This is a genomic window from Micromonospora inaquosa (assembly GCF_003857055.1).
GTDB lineage: Bacteria > Actinomycetota > Actinomycetes > Mycobacteriales > Micromonosporaceae > Micromonospora > Micromonospora inaquosa.
Window position 1 is genome coordinate 24,434 of sequence record NZ_QGSZ01000273.1, and the last position, 20,468, is coordinate 44,901.

General features: G+C 71.4%; 24 protein-coding genes and 1 pseudogene. 7 read left to right on the plus strand and 18 right to left on the minus strand.

The features are described 5' to 3' along the window. Positions 1–9 precede the first annotated feature (9 nt). From DLJ59_RS25075 to DLJ59_RS25090, 4 genes are all read right to left on the minus strand, one after another. On the minus strand, positions 10–279 hold the full coding sequence (locus DLJ59_RS25075) for a hypothetical protein (protein ID WP_124775097.1): 270 nt from the start codon (positions 277–279) through the stop codon (positions 10–12). A 110-nt stretch (positions 280–389) separates the two neighbouring features. Further along, positions 390–692 carry a hypothetical protein gene (locus DLJ59_RS25080; RefSeq protein ID WP_124775099.1) on the minus strand — a complete coding sequence of 101 codons (303 nt, stop codon included), beginning with the start codon at positions 690–692 and terminating at the stop codon, positions 390–392. Then, positions 692–997 carry a hypothetical protein gene (locus tag DLJ59_RS25085; protein WP_104114867.1) on the minus strand — a complete coding sequence of 102 codons (306 nt, stop codon included), beginning with the start codon at positions 995–997 and terminating at the stop codon, positions 692–694. Before DLJ59_RS25085 ends, DLJ59_RS25080 begins: the two co-directional genes overlap by 1 nt. Continuing rightward, positions 994–1,194: a hypothetical protein gene (locus DLJ59_RS25090; protein ID WP_124775101.1), complete on the minus strand. Its 201-nt coding sequence runs from the start codon at positions 1,192–1,194 to the stop codon at positions 994–996. Before DLJ59_RS25090 ends, DLJ59_RS25085 begins: the two co-directional genes overlap by 4 nt. 420 nt (positions 1,195–1,614) lie before the next feature. Between DLJ59_RS25090 and DLJ59_RS25095 the strand changes: the two genes are divergently transcribed. Further along, positions 1,615–2,844 carry a helix-turn-helix domain-containing protein gene (locus DLJ59_RS25095; RefSeq protein WP_124775103.1) on the plus strand — a complete coding sequence of 410 codons (1,230 nt, stop codon included), beginning with the start codon at positions 1,615–1,617 and terminating at the stop codon, positions 2,842–2,844. On the opposite strand, the gene DLJ59_RS25100 is transcribed toward DLJ59_RS25095, so the two are convergent. The 4 genes from DLJ59_RS25100 to DLJ59_RS25115 all read right to left on the minus strand — a co-directional run bounded on the left by DLJ59_RS25100 (position 2,828) and on the right by DLJ59_RS25115 (position 6,025). Continuing rightward, positions 2,828–4,384: an NAD(P)H-hydrate dehydratase gene (locus tag DLJ59_RS25100; protein WP_124775105.1), complete on the minus strand. Its 1,557-nt coding sequence runs from the start codon at positions 4,382–4,384 to the stop codon at positions 2,828–2,830. The two genes, DLJ59_RS25095 and DLJ59_RS25100, sit on opposite strands and share 17 nt — an antisense overlap. 33 nt (positions 4,385–4,417) lie before the next feature. After that, positions 4,418–5,101 (minus strand): HAD family hydrolase, encoded by a 684-nt coding sequence (locus tag DLJ59_RS25105; RefSeq protein WP_124775107.1) that lies wholly within the window; start codon positions 5,099–5,101, stop codon positions 4,418–4,420. 180 nt (positions 5,102–5,281) lie between these two features. Further along, on the minus strand, positions 5,282–5,521 hold the full coding sequence (locus DLJ59_RS25110; protein WP_124775109.1) for a hypothetical protein: 240 nt from the start codon (positions 5,519–5,521) through the stop codon (positions 5,282–5,284). Positions 5,522–5,719: 198 nt separating this feature from the next. Further along, positions 5,720–6,025: a VOC family protein gene (locus DLJ59_RS25115; RefSeq protein ID WP_208648830.1), complete on the minus strand. Its 306-nt coding sequence runs from the start codon at positions 6,023–6,025 to the stop codon at positions 5,720–5,722. A gap of 61 nt (positions 6,026–6,086) precedes the next feature. On the opposite strand from DLJ59_RS25115, the gene DLJ59_RS25120 reads away from it, so the two are divergent. Continuing rightward, a complete protein-coding gene (locus tag DLJ59_RS25120; RefSeq protein WP_124775111.1) occupies positions 6,087–7,064 on the plus strand; it encodes a helix-turn-helix transcriptional regulator in 978 nt (325 codons plus the stop codon). On the opposite strand, the gene DLJ59_RS25125 is transcribed toward DLJ59_RS25120, so the two are convergent. The 4 genes from DLJ59_RS25125 to DLJ59_RS25140 all read right to left on the minus strand — a co-directional run bounded on the left by DLJ59_RS25125 (position 6,956) and on the right by DLJ59_RS25140 (position 11,133). Next, positions 6,956–7,552: a GNAT family N-acetyltransferase gene (locus DLJ59_RS25125; protein ID WP_124775113.1), complete on the minus strand. Its 597-nt coding sequence runs from the start codon at positions 7,550–7,552 to the stop codon at positions 6,956–6,958. The two genes, DLJ59_RS25120 and DLJ59_RS25125, sit on opposite strands and share 109 nt — an antisense overlap. Further along, complete coding sequence (locus tag DLJ59_RS25130) at positions 7,549–8,073, minus strand: GNAT family N-acetyltransferase (protein WP_124775115.1); 525 nt, start codon at positions 8,071–8,073, stop codon at positions 7,549–7,551. Before DLJ59_RS25130 ends, DLJ59_RS25125 begins: the two co-directional genes overlap by 4 nt. 287 nt (positions 8,074–8,360) lie before the next feature. After that, positions 8,361–9,935, minus strand: coding sequence for an FMN-binding glutamate synthase family protein (locus tag DLJ59_RS25135; RefSeq protein ID WP_124775117.1), 1,575 nt, complete (start codon positions 9,933–9,935; stop codon positions 8,361–8,363). An 88-nt stretch (positions 9,936–10,023) separates the two neighbouring features. Continuing rightward, complete coding sequence (locus DLJ59_RS25140) at positions 10,024–11,133, minus strand: peptidoglycan recognition protein family protein (RefSeq protein ID WP_244236217.1); 1,110 nt, start codon at positions 11,131–11,133, stop codon at positions 10,024–10,026. Between the two features lie 225 nt (positions 11,134–11,358). Between DLJ59_RS25140 and DLJ59_RS25145 the strand changes: the two genes are divergently transcribed. The 3 genes from DLJ59_RS25145 (at position 11,359) to DLJ59_RS37635 (ending at position 14,831) form a co-directional block, all read left to right on the plus strand. Beyond that, positions 11,359–12,468 (plus strand): mechanosensitive ion channel family protein, encoded by a 1,110-nt coding sequence (locus DLJ59_RS25145; protein ID WP_124775121.1) that lies wholly within the window; start codon positions 11,359–11,361, stop codon positions 12,466–12,468. 232 nt (positions 12,469–12,700) lie between these two features. Beyond that, positions 12,701–14,041: an MFS transporter gene (locus DLJ59_RS25150; protein ID WP_124775123.1), complete on the plus strand. Its 1,341-nt coding sequence runs from the start codon at positions 12,701–12,703 to the stop codon at positions 14,039–14,041. A gap of 73 nt (positions 14,042–14,114) precedes the next feature. Further along, on the plus strand, positions 14,115–14,831 hold the full coding sequence (locus DLJ59_RS37635; protein ID WP_244236218.1) for a metalloregulator ArsR/SmtB family transcription factor: 717 nt from the start codon (positions 14,115–14,117) through the stop codon (positions 14,829–14,831). 59 nt (positions 14,832–14,890) lie between these two features. Here the strand turns inward: DLJ59_RS37635 and DLJ59_RS25165 are convergent, their stop codons facing one another. From DLJ59_RS25165 to DLJ59_RS25180, 4 genes are all read right to left on the minus strand, one after another. Continuing rightward, on the minus strand, positions 14,891–15,277 hold the full coding sequence (locus DLJ59_RS25165) for a VOC family protein (RefSeq protein ID WP_124775125.1): 387 nt from the start codon (positions 15,275–15,277) through the stop codon (positions 14,891–14,893). After that, positions 15,274–15,996: a hypothetical protein gene (locus tag DLJ59_RS25170; protein ID WP_167493890.1), complete on the minus strand. Its 723-nt coding sequence runs from the start codon at positions 15,994–15,996 to the stop codon at positions 15,274–15,276. Before DLJ59_RS25170 ends, DLJ59_RS25165 begins: the two co-directional genes overlap by 4 nt. Positions 15,997–16,184: 188 nt before the next feature. Continuing rightward, the gene (locus DLJ59_RS25175) at positions 16,185–16,601 is read right to left on the minus strand and encodes a YchJ family protein (RefSeq protein WP_124775127.1); all 417 of its coding nucleotides are present in this window, start codon (positions 16,599–16,601) and stop codon (positions 16,185–16,187) included. A gap of 23 nt (positions 16,602–16,624) precedes the next feature. Next, entirely contained in the window at positions 16,625–17,392 is a 768-nt protein-coding gene (locus tag DLJ59_RS25180; protein ID WP_124775147.1) for an SGNH/GDSL hydrolase family protein, read from the minus strand. Positions 17,393–17,480: 88 nt separating this feature from the next. Between DLJ59_RS25180 and DLJ59_RS25185 the strand changes: the two genes are divergently transcribed. Beyond that, positions 17,481–18,191 (plus strand): MBL fold metallo-hydrolase, encoded by a 711-nt coding sequence (locus DLJ59_RS25185; RefSeq protein ID WP_124775129.1) that lies wholly within the window; start codon positions 17,481–17,483, stop codon positions 18,189–18,191. A 58-nt stretch (positions 18,192–18,249) separates the two neighbouring features. Here the strand turns inward: DLJ59_RS25185 and DLJ59_RS25190 are convergent, their stop codons facing one another. Further along, a complete protein-coding gene (locus DLJ59_RS25190) occupies positions 18,250–18,834 on the minus strand; it encodes a class F sortase (protein WP_244236219.1) in 585 nt (194 codons plus the stop codon). A gap of 113 nt (positions 18,835–18,947) precedes the next feature. Then, entirely contained in the window at positions 18,948–19,433 is a 486-nt protein-coding gene (locus DLJ59_RS25195) for a hypothetical protein (protein ID WP_124775133.1), read from the minus strand. A 255-nt stretch (positions 19,434–19,688) separates the two neighbouring features. On the opposite strand from DLJ59_RS25195, the pseudogene DLJ59_RS25200 reads away from it, so the two are divergent. Then, positions 19,689–20,468, plus strand: a pseudogene (locus DLJ59_RS25200) (lycopene cyclase family protein); the annotation flags it as partial.

The window sequence follows — 20,468 nt, forward strand, 5'->3', positions numbered from 1 at the left end:
CCCCGCTTCCTAGCTGTCCGAGCCGGTGTCGGTCTGGCTGTCGCGGGACACCTTGCCGTCCGAAGACGTCTCGGTCGCCATGGAAGTCCGTGGCGAGGTGGAAGTGGTGTTGTGCTTGCCCTGTAGCGGCATCGGCACAGCCAGACTCGCCGCATACGGCCGAAGCTCGCCCGGGATGTGAGACATCGGGTAGGCCACGCCGCCGGGCTCACCCATCGGCAACAGCGCCGGGGGCGAGAACAGCGGAGCGACCACCCTGGGCAGGGTTGGGGTTCTCATCGCGGTGGTCCTTCCTGCCGCCACGTCGGCGGCATCGAACTAGGGGTTGTGGGTTGCCCGCGCGGTACGCAGCTCCGCGCGGGCAACCATCCGGCCGCCTTGGCGAGGCGTCAACGGCCGGAAGCCTCTCGATCGGCGGGAGCGCCGAACGCGTGAAACGGTGTGCGGTCGGCGGCTGTGAAGTCACCGTTGGGGCCGATCAGTTGCAGGGGCCGCCTGCGGGGAAGTTGCCGGTCGTGGCCGAACAGCGCGACGTGCGCGGTGTTGCGCTGGCTGCACGGCTCCAACTCGCCGCAGGCAAGGCACCGGCCGCCGCGATCGCAGCGCAGATGCGCAGCGATCACGCTGTGGGCCGCTTCCACTCCATGCAAGGCGCTGCCGTTCACCGACGCCCGCACGGTCGCCGTCGCCATCACGATCCTCCTTCGCCAGGCGGTGTCTGGGTTGATGCCCACCGGGACCGGATCTCGGCGACCGTGGCCCGGCCCTCGCCGGTCAACCGCACCGTCAGGGCTCGGGTGCGAGGCACGATCTCCATCAGGTGGTCGCCGAGCAGCAGGTGCACCGTCGTGCGCACCGCCTCCACCGACACGTCGTGCAGCAGCGCGGCGAGCTGGCTGACCGTCCAGTCCCGCCCCGGCTCAGCGAGCAGCGCGTCATAGATGCGCTGACGCGGAACGCTCGCCACGGTCAACACGTTGGCGCTCAAGGCTTTCACCGCCCATCACCCCCGTCCGCTGCGAGCACCCGTTGCGCCCAGCGAGCCTGCGGGCACGGAAACCAGGCGAACCTGCACGACACCTCATGGCATCCCCAGCACAGCCCATCGGGCTCCGCCCGATGCACCAGCAGGACCGACCGCGCGTCGGCGATCTCGTCGGCGTGCGCCTTATCAGCTTCGATGATCACGACCATGGGCCTGTCCTCGCATCCAGAGCGTCAATCTGGCTGGCGTTCCATCCGACGTTGACCAGCCACGTCGAAGGCCCACCCGTAGGTAGCGCAGGGGAACCGCGCGTGACAGTTCAAGCAGCGGCTGCATTCCGGCCACTCGATCGGGCAATAGTTCGCACTGCCTGCATCGCCCACCGAACGTTGGCGTCGACCGCGCCCGCTCCATTCCCGGCGATCTCTGTCATCTCTTGTTCCCCCCTCTCACCGTGAGGGCACCCAGCCGGACGGAGGCTCCTGTCACGCCCGGCCAGGGCGACCACCTTGGTTGCCGCCGATTTACGGCGTCGATCTATGTGACCTGACGTTATGGAGCTGTCGCGCACCGGAACTACTACATCGGTAGCAGTGTCCGTATCGTGATGGTCATGGAATGTGGTGGATATGGATATTGAGCCGAGCCTCATTCGCGGCATCGGGGCGAACATCGCTGCTCACCGACGTGCCGCCGGGGTCACGCAGCAGGAACTCGCGTCACGGATCGGCAAGTCGGTCCAGTGGGTGTCGGCTGTGGAGCAGGGCCGCAGACACGCGGAGCGGCTTACCGACCTGCTTCGGATCGCGCAGGTCGTGCAGTGCACGATCGAGGACCTGATCGGCCGCTCCGTGGACAACCTCGTTCCCGGACCTCGCCCCGCGGGCGAGGCGGTAGCCGCCGTCCGAGAAGCGATCATGCGGGCAGCGGCACCCGCCGCCTTCCCCCGAGTTGCCGAGCCCGTGCCAAACATCGGCGAACGGGTAATCGCGGCGTGGACGATTTGGCACAGCTCGCCGACCGCGCACACCATCCTGGGCGGCGTGCTGCCCGGCCTGATCGTCGACGCTGTCGCCGCCTACCGCGCCGCCGAGGACCGCCGCTCGGCCGCCCGCAACCTCGCTGGCACGTACCAGGTCGCCCGGCAGTGGCTACACCACATCCCAGACGGAGACCTCGCCTGGATCGCCGCCGACCGAGCCATGAACGCCGCACGCGAAGCCGACGATCCCCACTTGATCGCGATCGGGGCGTGGGCGCTGTCGGCGTCCTATCGCCGGGCCGGGCAACAAGACGAGGCCACCCGCCTGTGCCTCGCCGCCGCCGACGAACTGAGGGCGCACATTGATCAATCTGCGCCCGATCCGAAGCTGCTCGCCGACTACGGGATGCTTCACCTAGCCGCGTCCATCAGCGCCGCCCAGTCCGACGACGACGGGCGCGCGTGGGCATTCCACCGAGTCGCCGAGGAAGCCGCCCGCGCGATCGGCCGTCACTACGATCCATGGACCGCCTTCGGTCCCGCCAACGTCGACATCCATGGCCTGGCCATCAGCGCCGAACTTGGTCGGGCGGATGACGTCGTCGAGTACTCCGCGCGTCTACACATCGATGACATACCAAGTGTCGAGCGTCGGGCCGCCGCGCTGATCAACACCGCTCGCGGCTTCGTCCGCCGAGGCGAGGACGAGTCAGCAATCCTCGTTCTGCTCGACGCGGAGAAGATCTCGCAGGAGGAGGTACGGGACTCGACACTGGTGCGCGAACTCCTGCGTGAACTGATCTTCCGGGACAGGGCGAGAGCACGGACACATGTGCGCGCACTCGCCCAACGAGTTGGCCTCATCCCAGCGAACTGAAACGATGACCTCGCATCCAGCCATCGGTGCCGGACGAGCGGCTCGTCAGGAGGCCAGCGATGACCGCCGGAGTCGCCGCCGCGACGTCGCCCGCAGCGATGGGGCCGCCCGCCGACGCCCGAGCACCGGCCCGCCCATGGACGAAGGCCGCCATCGCACCAGCATCCATCGCCCCGACCCCTTGTGCCATGAGCGCGCCAGCGATCCCGGCCAGCACGTCGCCCGTTCCCGCCGTCGCCAACCACGACGGCCCGTCATTCTGACTCGATAGCCAGCCCTCTGGACTGGCAACCAGCGTTGTCGGTCCCTTCAGCAGGACCGTCGCGTCCACCTGCTTGGCCAGCAGCGTTGCGTAGAAGGCCGGCCGAGCCTCAACCTCGCTGCGCGGGACCGGCGTGCCCAACTGCCCGAGCATCTGCGAGACCTCGCCGGCGTGCGGAGTCAGCAGTACGGTGTCCGCCTCGGCGGCTCGAACTCCACCGGACCGCTGCCTGACGCACGCCGCGAGTGCCCCCGCGTCCACGACGCATGGAAGGCCAGATGCCAGAGCTTGATCGATCGCCTCGTCCTGGTCGGTGTCCGACTCGACACCCGAGCCCAACAGCCACGCCTGAACGCGGCCCTTGCCAGGCACCGCCTCCGGCACGGCGCGAAGCACGTGGTCCGTCACCTGGCGCGGGCCGATGAACCTCACGATCCCGACGCCCGCCCGCTGCGCGCCCAGCACGGCGAGCACGGCCGCGCCGGGGTAGGCGTCCGAGCCCGCCACCACGCCGAGGACACCCCGCGTGTACTTGTGACCGGCGTGGTTCGGCACCGGCCACCGCGCCGCCACACCGGCGTCGGTCAACCGGCGCACGTACGGCCGAGACGGCAGACCCTCGTCAATGCCGACCGGCACGTGCACGAGCCGTCCAGCGACGTGGGCCGCTGGTGGCAGGAGGAGACAAGGCTTCAACGTGCCGAAGGACACGGTCACATCGGCGGCCAGGCAGTCCCCATGGATCTCGCCGGTGTCCGGGTCAAGACCGCTGGGCATGTCCACTGCGACGACCGTAGCTGCGCGTGGAACCGCCGCTGCCAGTCGCTTCGACACCCCGCTCAGGCCAGGCCGACCACTTATGCCAACAATCCCATCGAGCACGAGTTCTGCTCGTTCGAGAAGGCGGCTTACCCGGTCTTCACCTGCGGGTTCCCGTGCATCTATGACTCGGCCGCCAGCACCGACGAACGCTCGGAGACCACGCTCATAGGCGTGGCCTCCGACCATTGCGGCGGTGACCTGCGCACCGCCACGCTGAAGACGAGCACCGGCAAGAAGCGCGTCGCCTCCGTTGTTGCCGCTACCAACCAGCATCACGACACGGCGGCCGTAGACTCCACCGCTGTTCTCCCGCAGTATCCGGGCACACACCGAGTTGAGTGCCGCAGCGGCCCTGTCCATCAAGCCGCCCTCGGGCAGGCGAGCCAGGACCGGCAGCTCAGCGGCCCGGATGTCGTCAGCGCAAAAAGCCGCCAGAACCTCGTCCACAGAACGCATTACGCAAGGATTCCATACAGCGAGCGAGGCTCATCAATCAGCCAAGCTTGGTGCCGCGAACGCGGGCCGATGTACCGGAGCGGCACTGATCGGACTGCCAACCGGCCTGTGGAGAACACCGGTCTGCACGTTGTAGGCCGTCATGCCAGCCGAGAGGGCCGCCGTGACTCCCACTTCGGCGTCTTCGTACACCAAGCAGCGGGCCGGATCGGCACCGAGTCGCTGTGCCACCAGTAGGAAGATGTCCGGCTCAGGTTTACCTCTGCCCTGCGGAACATCGCTCCACGTCACGACAACATCGAACAGGGCATCAAGACCCGTGGCTTCCAGCCCTGCCCACACGGTATTCGTGGACGCGTTCGAGCCGATGCCAAGCCGCTGACCGCGACGCCGCGCAGCACGAGCCACCCGCGCGATCTCCTCGACTACTTTCAGGTCAGGAGCAGCAGCCTGCACGTAAAAGCGACACCTGCCGATGATCTCGTCAATCGGCTCGGGCAGCGGCCCGAACTCCTGCTCCCACACGATCAGCATGTCCGGCGAGGCAATCGCCTGGCGCGGCCAGTACCAATCCGGGTCGAGCTTGACCCCCGCATCACCCATCGCACGAGCGAGGGCACCGAAGCAGACGTCGCGGGAGTCGACCAGGGTGCCATCCCAGTCGAAGATCAGGGCCTCGTAGGTCTTGCCGTCCGGGACGGCAGTGCGCGCGGTCACCAAACCAACGTACCTGGCGACGCAAAGGCTTCCGCGATCATGGACAACGACACCGGGGGTGCCACCGGATCTCGGTGGCACCCCCGGTGTCGTTGCGTTCCCCTGCGCGATCCTCCGCGTTGGCGGCGGACCGTTGACGGGCCAGTGGGGCCCCTCGCTATCGACGCCTCACGGCCGACGCTACGCCACCACCTCCGACAGCGGTTCCGGCTCTTGCCGACGGGGCCGGACGGACACCGGGCCGATGGTAGTCACGTCGTGCTCTGCCTTGAGGATCTTGAGTAGGAGTGACGCGCGTGCGTTGGACACGCCGTGCCCGTCGTCGCGCATAGCGTCCGCGAGGTTGTCCCGCGACAGTGACCGGCCCTTGGTGGCGAGGCTCGCGCGGGCCGCCCGCGCCGCCGGTATCAGGTGCGCCACGGCGCGGATGCCGACCGACCCCGCCGCCCCGGCCGCCCGGGTCGCCGATCCCGCCCGGAGCAGGCTGGCCCGCGCCGCCCGGGGTGCCCCCGTTTGCCTCGGCGGCCCGGTCGGCCGGGGCGATCGCGGACGACGCCGGGCTACTCGTCCGCTCACCGGGGAACCGCGTCATCGCGACTCCGGTCGGTGGACATGACGTCAAGATGCATCCGGGCGACCGGTTCTTGGTTCACCAGTTTTCCCCTCCGGCACCCGCTGGAAGAACAGCCGTGGCCGCGTCCCCTCGGGGTCGACCACCGCCGACGCGTCGTTGCGATTTTCCGGTGGCACACCCATCGCCTCCAGCGCCTGGTCCCAGGACTCGAAGTCTCCGGGCGGGGCCTGCACCTGGTAGCCGAGCGCCTCGGCCCAGAACGCGGCCAACCGGGCCGGGTCGGCGCAGTCGAACGTGATCTGGACGTCGCGGGTCACGGCGGATCCCTGTTTCCTGATCTGGTCGGTCATGGTCCCACCCTCTCCCGGATAGCGGACAGAGCTGTTCCGCTATCCGTGCAACGATCGACGAGTGACCGTCGAGGCGACCACCGAGCGGGTGCTGCGGCTGCTGGCGCTGCTGCAACGACGACTGTCCTGGACGGCCACCGAGCTCGCCGTCGAGCTGGGCGTCACCGACCGTTGCGTACGCCGTGACGTGCAGCGCCTGCGGACACTCGGCTACCCGGTGCGCGCGGTGTCGGGCGTCGGCGGCGGCTATCAACTCGGTGCGGGCACCCGACTGCCGCCGTTGCTGCTCGACGACGAGGAGGCGGTCGCCACCGCGGTGTCACTGCGGCTCGCCTCCGGGGGCACTGTCGCCGGGGCGAGCGAGGCGGCGCTGCGGGCGCTCGCGAAGCTCGACCAGGTGATGCCGTCGCGGCTCCGCGCCGAGGTGCGGGCGGTGCACGGCGCCACCGACACCCTCATCGGCCCGGTGGCCGAGATCGACGCGGAGCTGCTGGTGACACTGGCCCGCGCCTGTCGGGACCGGGTGCGCGTTCGATTCGACTACCCCGGTCGGGACGCTGGCGAGCAGGAACGCACGGTCGAGCCGGTTCGGATGGTCACGACCGGCCGCCGCTGGTATCTGATGGGCTGGGACGTCGACCGCGACGACTGGCGGACGTTCCGGTTGGACCGGATGCGGTCGGCGGCGGCCACGACCTGGCGTTTCCCGGCACGCGAGCACCCGGATCCGGTCGCCTTCGTGCAGCGGGCGGTGACCGGGGCGCCGTACCGGTATCTCGCCCGAATGCGCGTGCACGCCCCGGCCGACCAGTTACGTGAGGTGGTCCCGCCCCAGGTGGGACGGGTCGAAGCCGACCGCGACGGGTGGTCCGTGCTGGTCCTCGGCGGCGACAGCCTGGACTGGCTCGCCGCGCACCTCGCCCGCCTGACCTATGAGGTCGAGGTGCTGGAGCCTCCCGAGCTGCGCGAGGCCGCAGGCCGGCTCGCCCGTCGCCTCGCGGTGCTGGCCGGTGCGACGTCGGAGCCCGGCGCGCGGTGACGCAGCGTGTAACGGCGCAGCGACACCGGGCCGCCGTCAGGAGCGGTCCATGGTGCCGTGCTGGTGCCGACACACCGCCATCCCGCGCGCTCGTACAGTGCCGCGGCCGCGGTGTCACCGGCGGCCACCTCCAGCACCAGGTCCGTTGCGCGTTTGTCCGCCCACTGGCGGGCCCGGTCCAGCAGTGCGCTGCCCAGCGCCAACCCCCGGGCCTTCGGCACCACGAAGAGACGAGCCACCTCGGCCGTCGGCTGGGCCAGCGGCCCGCTCGCCGGGTTGGGCAGCCGATGCACAGCGATGTGTCCCACCACGGCAGCATCATCGTCGACGGCGACCCAGGCCCGCGCCGGGTGCGGCTCGCGGAGCCAGCGGTGCGGGTCGGCGGGCCAGTTCAGCGGGTACCTGTCGACCCGGTGAACCTCGGCGAGCGCCGCGACGCAGCCGTCCACGTCGGAGGCGCGCCGCCGGCGGATGCGCGGTGGGTTCACAGGTCGTCAAACGGGCTGGCGTAGCGGAACTCGCCCCGGATCGACTCGTTCCACGCGTGCATCGGCCGAGCCATGAAGTACTGCGGCCCCCACGGCTGCGGCGGGGTGACGCCCAACTCGACGGCGGGCCGGAACCCGAAACGCGGGTAGTAGTCGGGGTGACCGAGCAGCACCACCAGCGGCTCGTCGCGCGCGTCGGCCGCGCCGAGCACCGCGTGCATCAACGCGCTGCCGACCCCGCGCCGCTGCCACCCGGGCAGCACGCCCAGCGGCCCCAGGCCCAACGCCACCGCCGCACCGCCCACCAGGCCGCGGGTGGCCACCACGTGACCGACCACCTGGCCGTCCGAATCGGCCGCCACCAGGGAGTACGCGGGCAGCCAGCCCGGGTCGACGCGGAGCGCGTCGACGAGCGTCGCCTCGACCGGCACGCCATCGCTGCCCTCGGCCTTCGCGAAGGCGGCGGAGTGCACCGCCCGGATGGCGTCGACGTCGGCGGGCGTCTCGCGTCTGATCAGCACCGCGCCACCATAGACGCGGTGAGTCGCCGGCTCCACGCGTTTATCGCAGGCACCGATCTGCCGGCGGTCGTCGTGCCTGGCGGTCGTGGTGGGTGGCGGTCGTGGTGGCCGGCGGGCGGCACTTCGCGGACATGGCGGGGAAACGCTTGATGTCTGTGAGTCATCAAGATGCCGCCCAGTCATCAAGCTCACCGCGATCCGCGATCCGCGATCCGCGATCCGCCACTCCGGGCCTGGTACTTCTCTGGTCCGCGCGTGCGGGCCTCGCCGGCCCTCCGGGCGTGATCTCAGCCGACGGCGGTGGCTGAGGGCGGGGCAGTGCCGCCCTGTGGTGCCTCCGGAACCATCAGCCGGATGATCTCCGCCCGGTCGGCGGGCGAGGGCAGCCCCCAGTCCGGCCGGTAGCCGTACACCTCGTGCAGTGGCGTGGAACCGGTGCGGCCGTCCAGGATCTCCACGGCGTCCGTCCCGATCAGGCCGGGGTGTTCGACGCCGCAGGCCTCGGCGACCCTGATCAGGTCCCGGCGTAGCGTCCGTAGATAGTTTGCCGCCCGGACGGCCTTCGACGCCGGGTCCAGGCCCCCGGCGAGCCACGCGTTCTGGGTGGCGACACCGGTGGGGCAGGTGTCGGTGTGGCACTTCTGTGCCTGGATGCAGCCGATCGCCAGCATCGCCTCCCGCCCGACGTTGACCAGGTCGCAGCCGAGCGCGAACGCCACGATGGCGTTGTCCGGCAGACCGAGCTTGCCGGCGCCGACGAAGACCACCTGCTCGTGCAGGTCGTGCTCGGCGAAGATCTTGTAGACCCGGGAGAAGCCCTGCTGGAACGGGAGCGACACGGAGTCAGTGAAGATCAGCGGTGCGGCGCCGGTGCCGCCCTCGCCGCCGTCGATCGTCACGAAGTCCACACCCCGGCCGGTGTCCCGCATCAGGGTGGCCAGTTCCTGCCAGAAGCCCAGGTCACCCACCGCCGACTTGATGCCGACCGGAAGACCAGTCTCGGCAGCCAGCAACTCCACCCAGTCGAGCAGGCTGTCAGAGTCGGAGAACTCGGCGTGCCGGGATGGGCTGACGCAGTCCTCACCAGCCGGAACGCCCCGGGTGGCGGCGATCTCGGCGGACACCTTCGCCCCGGGCAGCAACCCACCGAGGCTCGGCTTGGCGCCCTGGCTCAGCTTGATCTCCAACGCCTTGACCGGCGCGCCGGCGACCAGGTCCTTCAGCCGGTCGAGGCTGAACCGGCCGTGTTCGTCGCGGCAGCCGAAGTACGCCGTGCCGAGTTGGAAGACCAGTTCACCGCCGTTGCGGTGGTACGGCGACAGACCGCCCTCACCGGTGTTCTGCAGGCAGCCGGCGAGCGCCGCCCCCTTGTTGAGCGCGGTGATGGCGTTGCCGGAGAGCGAGCCGAAGCTCATCCCGGAGATGTTGACGACCGACTCCGGCCGGAACGCCCGGGCCCGTCCCCGTGCCGCGCCGAGCACCTTCGCGCAGGGCAACCGCACATCGTGGCCGGCGGCCGGTGACGACGGCGGCACGGCACGACCGAACGTGCGGTGTTTGATGATCGGGTACCCGGGGGTGTACTCGATGTCGTTGTCCGTGCCGAAACCGAAGTAGTTGTTCTCCTGCTTGGCCGACGCGTACACCCAGCGGCGCTGGTCGCGGGTGAACGGCCGCTCCTCGTTGTTGCCGGCCACGATGTACTGCCGAAGCTCCGGCCCGATCGTCTCCAACAGGTAGCGGGCGCGGCCGAGGACCGGGAAGTTGCGCAGCAGCGCGTGGTCGCGCTGGATCAGGTCCCGCGCGGCGAGCGCCGCGACGGCGGCGGCGACGGCGGGTACGGCTCGACGGGCCCAGGTCATGCCGGGGACTCTTTCCGCCCCGGCGGCGGATCAAACCGGTGAGCTGGCTGGTGGCGGTGCGGGTGCGCCCCGCACCGCCACCCACGCCTCAGCGGTGCCGGAACGACTCGCGGACCGATCCGCCGACGACCGTGCACCACGTGCTCGTGCTGAGCTTGCCGTTGCGGGGCAGACCGTGCAGCGCCTGAAGGTCCTGCACCGCCCTGCGGGTGGCGTGGTCGTACGCCCCGGTGACGGTGACCGCGTACCCCTTGGTGGCGAGGATTTCCTGCACGGCAGTGACCGGCGCTCCGGCCGCGTGCTGGTCCAGTTCCGGCGCCAGCGTCTCCCAGGTGGGCGTGGTGAGGGTGGCGTCCACGTCCACCGCGATGCCGTTGCGGGCCTGCCAGTCCTGCACGGCCGCGACGGTCGCGGCGTCGAACGTGCCGCTGACGGTCACCGGGTAGCCCCGGTAAGCGAGCAGGTGCTGCACCACCCGGACCGAGGGGGAGTTGACGAAGCGCCACAGGTCCGGCCAGCGGCGCGCCGGCACGTCACCGAGTTTGGTGCCCAGGGCGGCGTGCACCCGTCGCCGCAGCTCGGGGAACTGGCGGTAGAAGGCGGCGCCCGGGCACTCGGTGGTGCGGAAGTCCCAGTGGCCGAAGATGTCGTGAGCGTGCAGTCCGTACTGCCGGCAGATCGCGACGCAGAGCTTGACCAGTGAGTCGGTCAACGCCTCCGGCGGCGTCTCGGTGACGTAGGTGCCCTCGTTCTCGATGCCGATGGCCCGGCCGTTCTCACCCGGGCAGTGGGCCGAGATCATCTGCCGGTCGCCGGCTTCGAGCCGCTCCAGGCTGCCTCGGCGGCCCTCCAGCACGTAGCCGCCGCGGCTCACCGTGAAGTGCTGGCCGGTGTCCGACCAGCCGTTGCCGTCGATGTGCAGGTCCTGGCAGTCGTGCGCGAGCTTCACCGCCTGCTCGCGGGAGTAGTCGGTGACGTTCGGGAACGCCATGTGGTGCACGATGATCTTGTTGGTGGCGATGGCGCTCACCGACAGCGGGTCCTTCGGTGGGCGGGCGGCCCACTCGTCACAGCTGATGATCCAGTCCAGGTCGGTGCCCGGCGCTGCCTGCGCCGCGGCCGGGAAGGCGAGTTCGCTCCCGACGACGGCGACCGTGGCGGCGCCGAGACCGGCCCGCAGCAGCGTCCGGCGATCCACTTCGGAATGGTCGACGTGCATTGCATCTCCTCCTGCGGCCGACGGCGGGGGATGAAAAGTAGCTCCAGTGGCCGCACGCACTCCGGAGAATATTGCCAAGACTCGCTCGCGCGCTAGAGGGTGCCCAGCCTCGGGCGGGTGACCCGGCCTGGTCGGCGTTTCCGCGTCGCGGGTCGGGGGTAGGTCCGAGCTGACCCAACCGGCTGCCCCTTAAGGAATGACCAGATGAGTGACAACGTCAGCGACGCGGTGGGCGACGCTCTCCGCTCGGTGATGCTCTTCCTGCCCAAGGCCGTCGCCTTTCTGGCGATCCTGGTGGCCGGATGGCTGATCGCCAAGGCCGTACTGAAGATCGTGGAGAAGGTCCTCGAACGGGTGGGCTTCGACCGCGCCGTCGAACGCGGCGGCATCCGCCGCGCGTTGAGCCGCTCCCGGTACGACGCCAGCGACATCGTCGCGAAGCTCGCCTACTACGCGGTGCTGCTGTTCACCCTTCAGCTCGCCTTCGGCATCTGGGGGCCGAACCCGATCTCCGACCTGCTCGGCGCGGTGATCTCGTGGCTGCCCCGGGCCTTCGTCGCCATCGTCATCGTCGTGGTCGCCGCGGCCATCGCCAACGCGGTCAAGGACATCATCAGCGGCGCGCTCGGCGGTCTGTCGTACGGCCGGGTGCTGGCCACCATCGCCTCGGTGTTCATTCTCGGCCTCGGTGTCATCGCCGCGTTGAACCAGATCGGCGTGGCCACCGCGGTCACCACTCCGGTGCTGATCGCCGTGCTGGCCACGATCGGCGGCATCCTCGTCGTCGGTGTCGGCGGCGGTCTGATCCGTCCGATGCAGAGTCGTTGGGAGTCGTGGCTGACGCGCGCGGAGCAGGAGTCGCAGCTCATCGCCGAGCACGCCCAGGCGTACCGGGCCGGTCGCCGCGACGCCGAGGCCGAGCTGGCCCGCCAGTCGGCCACCACCAGCGGCGCGGAGGCCATTCAGGTGGTGCCCCGGCCGGCCGACGCCGACGCCACCCAGGTGGTGACCCGACCCGCCGACCCGGAGTCCACCCAGGTCGTCCACTTCCCGGTCAGCTCCGACGCCACCCAGGCGGTCGGTCGCGGTGCCCTCGACGGCGATACGACACCGGCCCGGCCCTCCGCTACCGACGACACGACCCAGGTGGTCAGCGGCTCGGCCGACTCGGAGGTCACGCAGGTGGTGGGCGCCGGTGCCGACCCCGACGCGACCCAGGTGGTCCGGGGCAGCACCGATCACGCGGTGCCCGGGCAGCGCACCAGCGACGACAGTGAGACCACCACTGTCATTCCGCCGGTGGACCGGCGCTGACACCAGCGGTACGGCGCGGGGCGGGATCGATCTGATCCCGCCCCGCCGCGCGTCGGCCGTTCCGCCCCGCCGCGCTCGCCCGGCACGCCGAAAACGCTGGCCGCAGCCGCACCGGTTGTCTAGCATCGCGGGCATGACCTGGCGACATTGATCCAGCAGCGTCGGCCGATCCCGTGGGCCACCGCGGGCACCGCACGTCCGGTGTCCGTGTCCACTCCCACGGGAAGGCCCCATGATCCCCACCGCTTCGCGCGTGCCCGACCCGGCGGTCCGTCGGCTGACGGCGACCCTCTACGGGTACGCGTTCCTCAGTGATCTTGTCCTGCTCTATCCGCTGTACGTGGTGTTCTTCGCCGACACCGGGCTGTCGGTGGGGCAGATCGCGTCGCTCTTCGTCATCTGGTCGGCCGCCGGCATCCTGTTCGAGGTGCCCTCCGGCGCCTGGGCCGACGTGCTGTCCCGCCGGCTGCTGCTGTGCCTCGCGCCGCTGGTGGCCGCCGCCGGGTTCGCGCTCTGGGTGCTGGTTCCGTCGTACCCGGCGTTCGCTGTCGGTTTCCTGCTCTGGGGCGCCGGTGGCGCACTGGTCTCCGGCGCCCTGGAGGCGTTGGTCTGGACCGAGTTGGACCGGCTCGGCGCGGTCGGCCGGTACGCCCGGGTGCTCGGCCGCGCGCGGACGGCGGGTGTGCTGGGCGTGGTGCTCTCCGGAGTGCTCGCCGGCCCGGTGCTCGCGGCCGGCGGGTACCCGGCGGTCGGCGCGGCCAGCGTGCTGGCCTGTCTGCTCGCCACCCTCGTCGCCACCCGGCTTCCGGAGCACCGCCTGCCGGCCGCCGCGCCCGTCCCGCTGGCCGAGGCGGCGATGGCCGCTCGGTCGGTGGCTGCCGCAGCACCCCGGCCGGACGGGCCGGACACCGTCCCACCCGCGAACCCGGACGACGATGGTGACCTGGGGTGGTGGGAGACGCTGCGCGCCGGAGTGGCGCAGGTCCGCACCCGTCCGCCGGTGCGGGGCGCCGTGCTGCTGGTGGCCGTCGTCGCCGCCGACTGGGGTGCCCTGGACGAGTACACGCCGCTGCTGGCCCTGGACACCGGCGTCGGGGCGCAGGCCGTACCCCTGCTGCTCCTGCTGCTCTGGGCCGGGGTGACAGTCGGCGGGCTGCTCGCGCCGGCGGGGGAGCGGCTGGGCAGCCGAGGGTACGCCGCCCTGTTGGGGCTGGTCGGCGTCGCGCTGGCCGGCGGTGCCCTGCTCCGGCACCCGGCGGGGTTCGTGCTGATCGCGGTGGCGTTCGGCGCGGCACAGTTGGCCACCGTGCTGGCCGACGCGCGGCTTCAGGCGCGGATCACCGGCACCAGCCGCGCCACCGTCACCTCCCTGGCGGGGATGGCCACCGACGTGCTGATCATCGTGACGTACGCCGGCTACGGCCTGCTCGCCACGGCGGCCGGCAACGCGGTGGCGTTCGCGCTGACCGCCGGGGCGTACCTCGTGGTGGCGCTGGTGCTGCTGACCCGCCGTCGGCCGCCGGCCACCTCGGCCGCGGTGCCGGAGCCTGCCTTCGACTGGAAGTCGCGGTGACATCAGACACCGTCACCTAAGGTTATGTCGGGAATCCTTGACACGTCGGGAAGTTCCGACGCATCATCCTGACGTGCCCGAAGACGACCTCTTTCTCGCGCTGGCGAATCCGGTCCGCCGCCGTCTGCTGGAAATCCTGACCGACGGGCCCCGCACAGCAGGCGACCTCGCCGCCAGCTTCGACCTGAGTCGGCCGGCCGTGGCCGAGCACCTGCAGATCCTGCGGCGGGCCGGGCTCGTGCAGGACCAGCCCACCGGACGACAACGGCACTACCACCTGACCGCCGAGCCGCTCGCCCAGGTCGGCGACTGGCTGCACCCCTTCGAGCGGTTCTGGCGCCAGCGCCTCCGCACCCTTGCCGACATGCTCCAGGAGGAGACCATGACAGATACCGCCACCATCGCCGTGGACCAGTTCATCGCCGCGCCGCCGTCGAAGGTCTGGCGCAGCCTCACCGAGCCGGAACTGCTCGCCCGTTGGTGGGTGCCGGGCGACGTCGCCGCCGTCGTCGGTCACCGCTTCCACCTACAGATGCCCGGCTGGGGAGCTGTGGCCTGCGAGGTCACCGAGGTGGAGCCCGAGCGGCGTTTCGTCTACACGTTCAACGAGAACTGGACGCTGACCTGGCGACTGGTTCCCGAGGGCAACGGCACCCGACTGTTCCTGGACCACTCGGGATTCGACCTTGACGACCCCCGGGCCCGAGACGCCTTCGCACGGATGGGGCCCGGCTGGCGGGACAAGATCCTGCCCGGGCTCGCCCAGTTGGCTGCCGACCTGCCGGATTAGTCACCGAATCGACGAAGGGCCCGGCGACGGCCCGAAGAGACCGTCGCCGGGCGGCACGGTCAGCCGGCCATGTGGAGGAACGACCACTGGTGGCCGTCGATGTCCCGGAAGCCGCGCATGTACATCGGCCCGTTGGCCATCCCCGGCCCGAGCGACTCCCCACCGGCGACCGCCGCCTGGTCGACCAGTTCGTCGACCTGCCCCCGACTCGACGCCGACAGCCCGACGATGACCTCCCGGCTGCTCGCCGTGTCCGTCGCGGCGACCCCGGTGTACGCCTCGAAGCCCGAGCGGAGGTGCAGCACCAGTCGGGTGGTGTCGGAGACGGTGAGCACCATGCTGTCTCCGTCCGGCTCGGCCTGGTCGCTGGTGAAACCGATCGCCCGGTAGAACTCGGTCGCGGTGGTCAGGTCGCGCACCGGCAGGTTGATGAACGTCATGGTCATCGGTGGTCTCCGTCCGTCTCGAGCAATGCCTTCAGTGCGGCGAGCCGTTCCCGCCAGTACGCCTTCAGCTCCGCGGCCTGCTCGGCCCCGGTCAGCTTCTCGTGCAGGACGCTGACCCGGGCCTTCGACTCGCCGACAGCGTCGATGCCGACGACGATCCGGGTGGGGCCACCGGCCCAGTCGGCCCGGAAGCTGCGCGGCGCGGTGGCGGTGCGGACGCGCACCTCGACGTCGGGCAGCCAGCGGGCGCGTGCCGTCTCGTCGGCGAACGCCTCGAACAGTCGCCGCGCCGACACCGCCACCGTCCGGCTCGCGCTGGCCTCGAAGCCACCGCCGCGTCGCTGGCCAGGCGCGCGCAGGCCGCGCGCCTGCTCGTACCCGACGGTGATGGTCTGCGCCCACCAACCCGCCACCTCGTGCTCGGTGCCCAGGTGACGAGCGATGCGGGTGTGCGTCCACCCGGTCGCGGACGCGGCGTCGAGCAGGCCGAACCACTCGGCCCAGCCGCGGCCGGTACGGTCGCGGATCAGGTCGTCGGCGATCCGCTCGGTCTGCGCCGCGGCGGCCGCGGGAGGCGCCGCGGCGGTGGACTCCTGAGCTGGCGGTGCGGCCGGCTCGGCGGCCCGATTGATCAGGTGCCGGCGGGCCGTGGTGTAGCTCTCGCCGGTCTTCTCCATCCGGGTCCGGACCCGGGCCTTGAACGATCTCTGGGTGGTCATCACATGCTCCCGGTCAACGGCACGGTCACCGGGACCCACGCTCCCGCCGACCCCGCCGGAGTGGGGCATGTGGCACCACGTCCCGAGGGCTCCAGGCCCCCTTTGCCTCCGCGTTGCCGGCGGCGTGAGCGCCGGGAGGGAGGTGCGGCGCAGGACTACGCCAACGCCATCCTACGCCACAGCAGCCCTCAGGGCTGGTCACCGTCGAGGTAGACCCACCGGCCGTCCTCGCGGACGAACCGGCTGTGTTCGGTCAACGTGCCGGGCCGGCCCGCGTCCCGGTAGTGGGCGTGGAACGTCACGGTGCCGGCGGTGTCGAGCAGGCCGCCCCGCTCGGTCTCCACGATCTCCAGTCGGGTCCACCGCTGCCCCGGGTCGAGCTCCAGGGAGGAGGGCCGGGTCGACGAGTGCCAGCTGCGCAGCAGGTAGCCGGAGTCGCCGAGGGCGAAGGCGCTGAACCGGGAACGCATCAGGGCCTCGGCCGTCGCCGGGGCGTCGCCTCCATGCGCCGGGGCGCAGCACTCCGCGTACGCCCGGCCGGAGCCACACGGGCACACCCGCCCCGTCGTCGCGTTCGCCCGCCGACGTCCCGCACCCTTACCCACGTCGCTATCCTGCCGCACCGGCCCTAATCCAGCGGCACCGGCAGCGGAACCGGTCGCTTGGCCACCCGGTCATCGCCCGACGACCGGCCGCGCAGGTGCCGCACCAGCCAGGGCAGCAGGTGCCGGCGGGTCCAGGCCAGCTCGGCGCCGAACACCTCACCGCGGCGCCGCAGCGGTGCCGGCGGCAACGGCCGCGTCCAGGAGTCGTCGAACCCGGGCAGACCCGCCGTGTACGCCAGGGCGGCGGCGATCCGCTCGTGCCCGGCGCTGTTGGCGTGCAGCCGGTCGTCGCTCCACAGCCGGGGATCGGAGGAGACCGGGTGAGCCCCCAGGTCGAGGAGGGTGGCGCCGGTCCGCGCGGTGGCGGCCCGCAGCGCCTCGTTGAGCGCCAGCATACGACCCCGCAGCGGTCGGGCCAGCGGCATCACAGGCGCCGGATCCGGCATCGTGAACGTCAGCACTGTGGCCCCCTGCTCGACCAGCGCCTGCTGCATCGCCGCCACATCACCGGCGACCTGGTCCGCGTCGAAGGAGGGGCGCAACACGTCGTTCATGCCGGCGACCACGGTGGCCAGGTCGGGGGCCAGGTCGAGGGCGGGCTGGAGCTGCTCGGCCCGGATCAGCGCGGTGATCCGGCCACGGATGGCGAGGTTCGCGTATTCCAGACCGCCCTGGGCCCGGGCCACCGCCAGGGCGAACCGGTCGGCCCAGCCCCGGTAGCCGCCGACACCGTCGGGGTCGTCGAGCCCTTCGGTGGTGCTGTCGCCAATCGCCACGTACCGCTGCCACATCACCCGCGCGACGTTAGCCCTCCGGCGACTCGGCCGGACCGCCGGTCGGTCGACAACGACAGTTGACGATTGTTCCTAGACTCGCGGCATGACGCGAGCCCCTGCGGTGCCACTGGCCCCGAACGTCTGGCGCATCCCCACGGTGGGCCGCTCGGCAGTCAACTCGTACGCCTTCGTCGACGACGACGGCAGCGTCACGCTTGTCGACTGCGGGCTGGCCAAGGCGCCGGCCCGGATCGTGCGCGGGCTCGCGGCGATCGGCAAGGCGCCGGCGGACGTCACCCGGATCGTGCTCACCCACGCGCACCCCGACCACGCCGGCGGCGCGGCGGAGTTGGCCCGCCGCACCGGCGCCCCGGTCGCGGCGCACGCCGCCGACGTGGCGTACGCGGAGGCGGGTCGCGCGCCGGTCAGCGATCCGGCCGTGACCGGCGGTCGACTCTTCGCCCGGCTCAACAGCGGCCGGTTTCCGAAGGTCGAGGTGGCCCAGCCGCTGGCCGACGGCGACCTGCTCGACGTCGGTGGTGGCCTGCGGGTGGTGCACACTCCCGGGCACTCGCCCGGGCACGTGTCGCTGCTGCACGAGCCGACCCGCCTGCTGATCACCGGGGACGCGTTGTTCAACGTGCTCGGCGTCCGGTGGCCGATGAAGTGGCTGTGCAGCGACTTCCAGATGACCCGCGAAACCGCGCACGTCCTGGGCGAGTTGGATTACGACCTCGCGGCCTTCACCCACGGCCCGGAGTTGACCGACAACCCCCGCGACCGCATCCGCGCCTTCCTCTCCGCGCGCCGTTGAGCGGCCCGACCGCGTTCTGCCGAGCGGGGTCCGCCTCCGGACAGCGGGGCGTTGCGGCTCAGGCGGTGCGGGTGGCGAAAACGACGATGTTGTCGACGTAGTTGCCGGTCGCGTCGTCGAACCGGCCGCCGCAGGTGATCAGGCGCAGCCCCGCGGCGTCCGTCGGGCCGTAGACCAGCGTGGTGGGGAAGTGCTCCTTGGGGTACGCGCGGACGTCGTCCACGGTGAACGTGGCGACCCGCGTGTCGGCGCGGGTGACCTGGACCTGCTGCCCGGCGTGGAGCCGACCGAGGTCGAAGAAGACCGCCGGCCCGGATGGTGAGTCGACGTGTCCCACCAGGACGGCGTTGCCGGTCTCGCCGGGGCTGACCCCGTGCCGGTACCAGCCGGCGAGGGTGGGCCGATCCAGTGGCGGCACTTCCAGCACCCCGGCGGCGTCCGCGCCGACGGGGACGATGTCGGCGCGTACGCCGATGGCGGGGATCTGCACCCGGACCGGCGCGGCGGGTGGCAGCGGCGCAAGGTCCGGTGCGGGGTGGGTGCGTCTCGGCGCGTCGGCCGACGGTGAGGGTGGTTGTGCCGGGTCGGCGGTGAGGCCGACGGTGATCAGCCCGAGCCCGGCCACGCCGAGGAGGGCGACCACGGCCGGTAGGGTCCGCCGCGACCACACGTGTGCGCCTCCGTCTGGGATCGTCGGGGTGCCCGCACCGGTGTCACCGGCGCGGGCACCCGTCTCAGGGATGGAACGGTCGCCGATCAGGCGACAGTGGACACCGGACGACGCCGGCGGATCAGGATCACCGCGCCGGCGAGGGCGGTGCCGAGCAGTGTGCCGCCGGCGGCGAGAGCGCCGGTGTCACGGTTGTCGCCCCCGGAGCCGGCCGGCGCGCCGCCGATCGGGGTGACGGCGAACGTGGCGGTGCCGGCCGAGCTGCCGTCGCCGCAGGTGGCCGCCACCGTGTAGGTGCCCAGGGTGAACCCGGCGGTGAACAGTTCGGCGCTCAGCCCGCCGCCGGCGGCGGCCGTGGTGGATCGGACGTTCTGGTCGCGGTTGGGGCCGGTGACCCGGAAGATGGCGTCACCCGACTTGGGGTTGCAGGTCGTCGCGGTGAGCACGACGGTCCCACCGACCGGTGTGGTGGCCGGTGACACCGTGGTGTCGGCCAGTGCGGCGCCTGGCAGCAGGAGCGTGCCGAGGCCCACGCCGAGCGCCGCCGAGCAGAGTGCTGTTGAGACCTTCATACGCGTCTTCCCTCACTTTTCGTCCGCTGAGAGCGTGGGACGTCGTTCGGGTGGCCAACTCCGTGACTAGCACCGGTGTGCCCAACACTAGGTGGGTTGGGTCCTCGATCAGGTGAAAATGAGAAATCCTCGTTGCCGTCACGTGTCCACCCGAAGGCGGGGAGAGCCGCGAGCTGTCGCCGCTGGGCCGATGGCGAGGTATTGCCGGCGACGGCGCGAATACGCCGCCCTGCCGGCGCCCGGTCGGGCGCGGCAATGTGGCAGCGTGGTGCGAGTGACCGACTCCGTGCCACTCGACGTCGACCTCGCGCTGCTCGGTGGCGGCGGCGCGGCATCGTTGCTGCTCGCCGCACTGGACCGGCACGGCGTCCGGGGCCTGCGGATCGCCATCATCGACCCGGTGCGGCGGCGCGGTCAGGACCGTACCTGGGCGTTCTGGGGCCACCCCGACACCGACCTCGACCCCCTGCTCAGCGCGAGCTGGCAGCAGGTCGAGGTGGCGACGGCGACGCGCCACCGCGTCCTGGACCTCACCCCGCTGCGGTACGCCATGCTCCGCTCCGGCCCGGTCTACGACCGGGCTGCCGCGGCCGAGCGTCGCCTCGACGCCACCCGGATCGTCGCGCCGGCCGACACGGTGCGCGACGACGGCACCCGGGTGCTGGTGCGAACCGGCGACGGGCGCACCGTACGGGCCGGCTGGGTGCTCGACTCCCGCCCCCGCCCGCCGGCCCGAGCGGGGCGAACCACCTGGTTGCAGCACTTCCGGGGATGGTGGCTGGAGGCTGACCGCCCGGTGTTCGACCCCACGCGCGCGGTGCTGATGGACTTCCGTACCCCGCAGCCGCCCCGGGGCGTCTCCTTCGGGTACGTGCTGCCGGTCAGCGACCGCTACGCCCTGGTCGAGTACACCGAGTTCTCACCGGACCTGCTCACCGACGCCGGCTACGACGCGGCGCTGGGCGGCTACCGGGATCTGCTCGGGCTGGATCCGGCCGGGCTGCGGGTGCGTGAGGTGGAGAACGGGGTCATCCG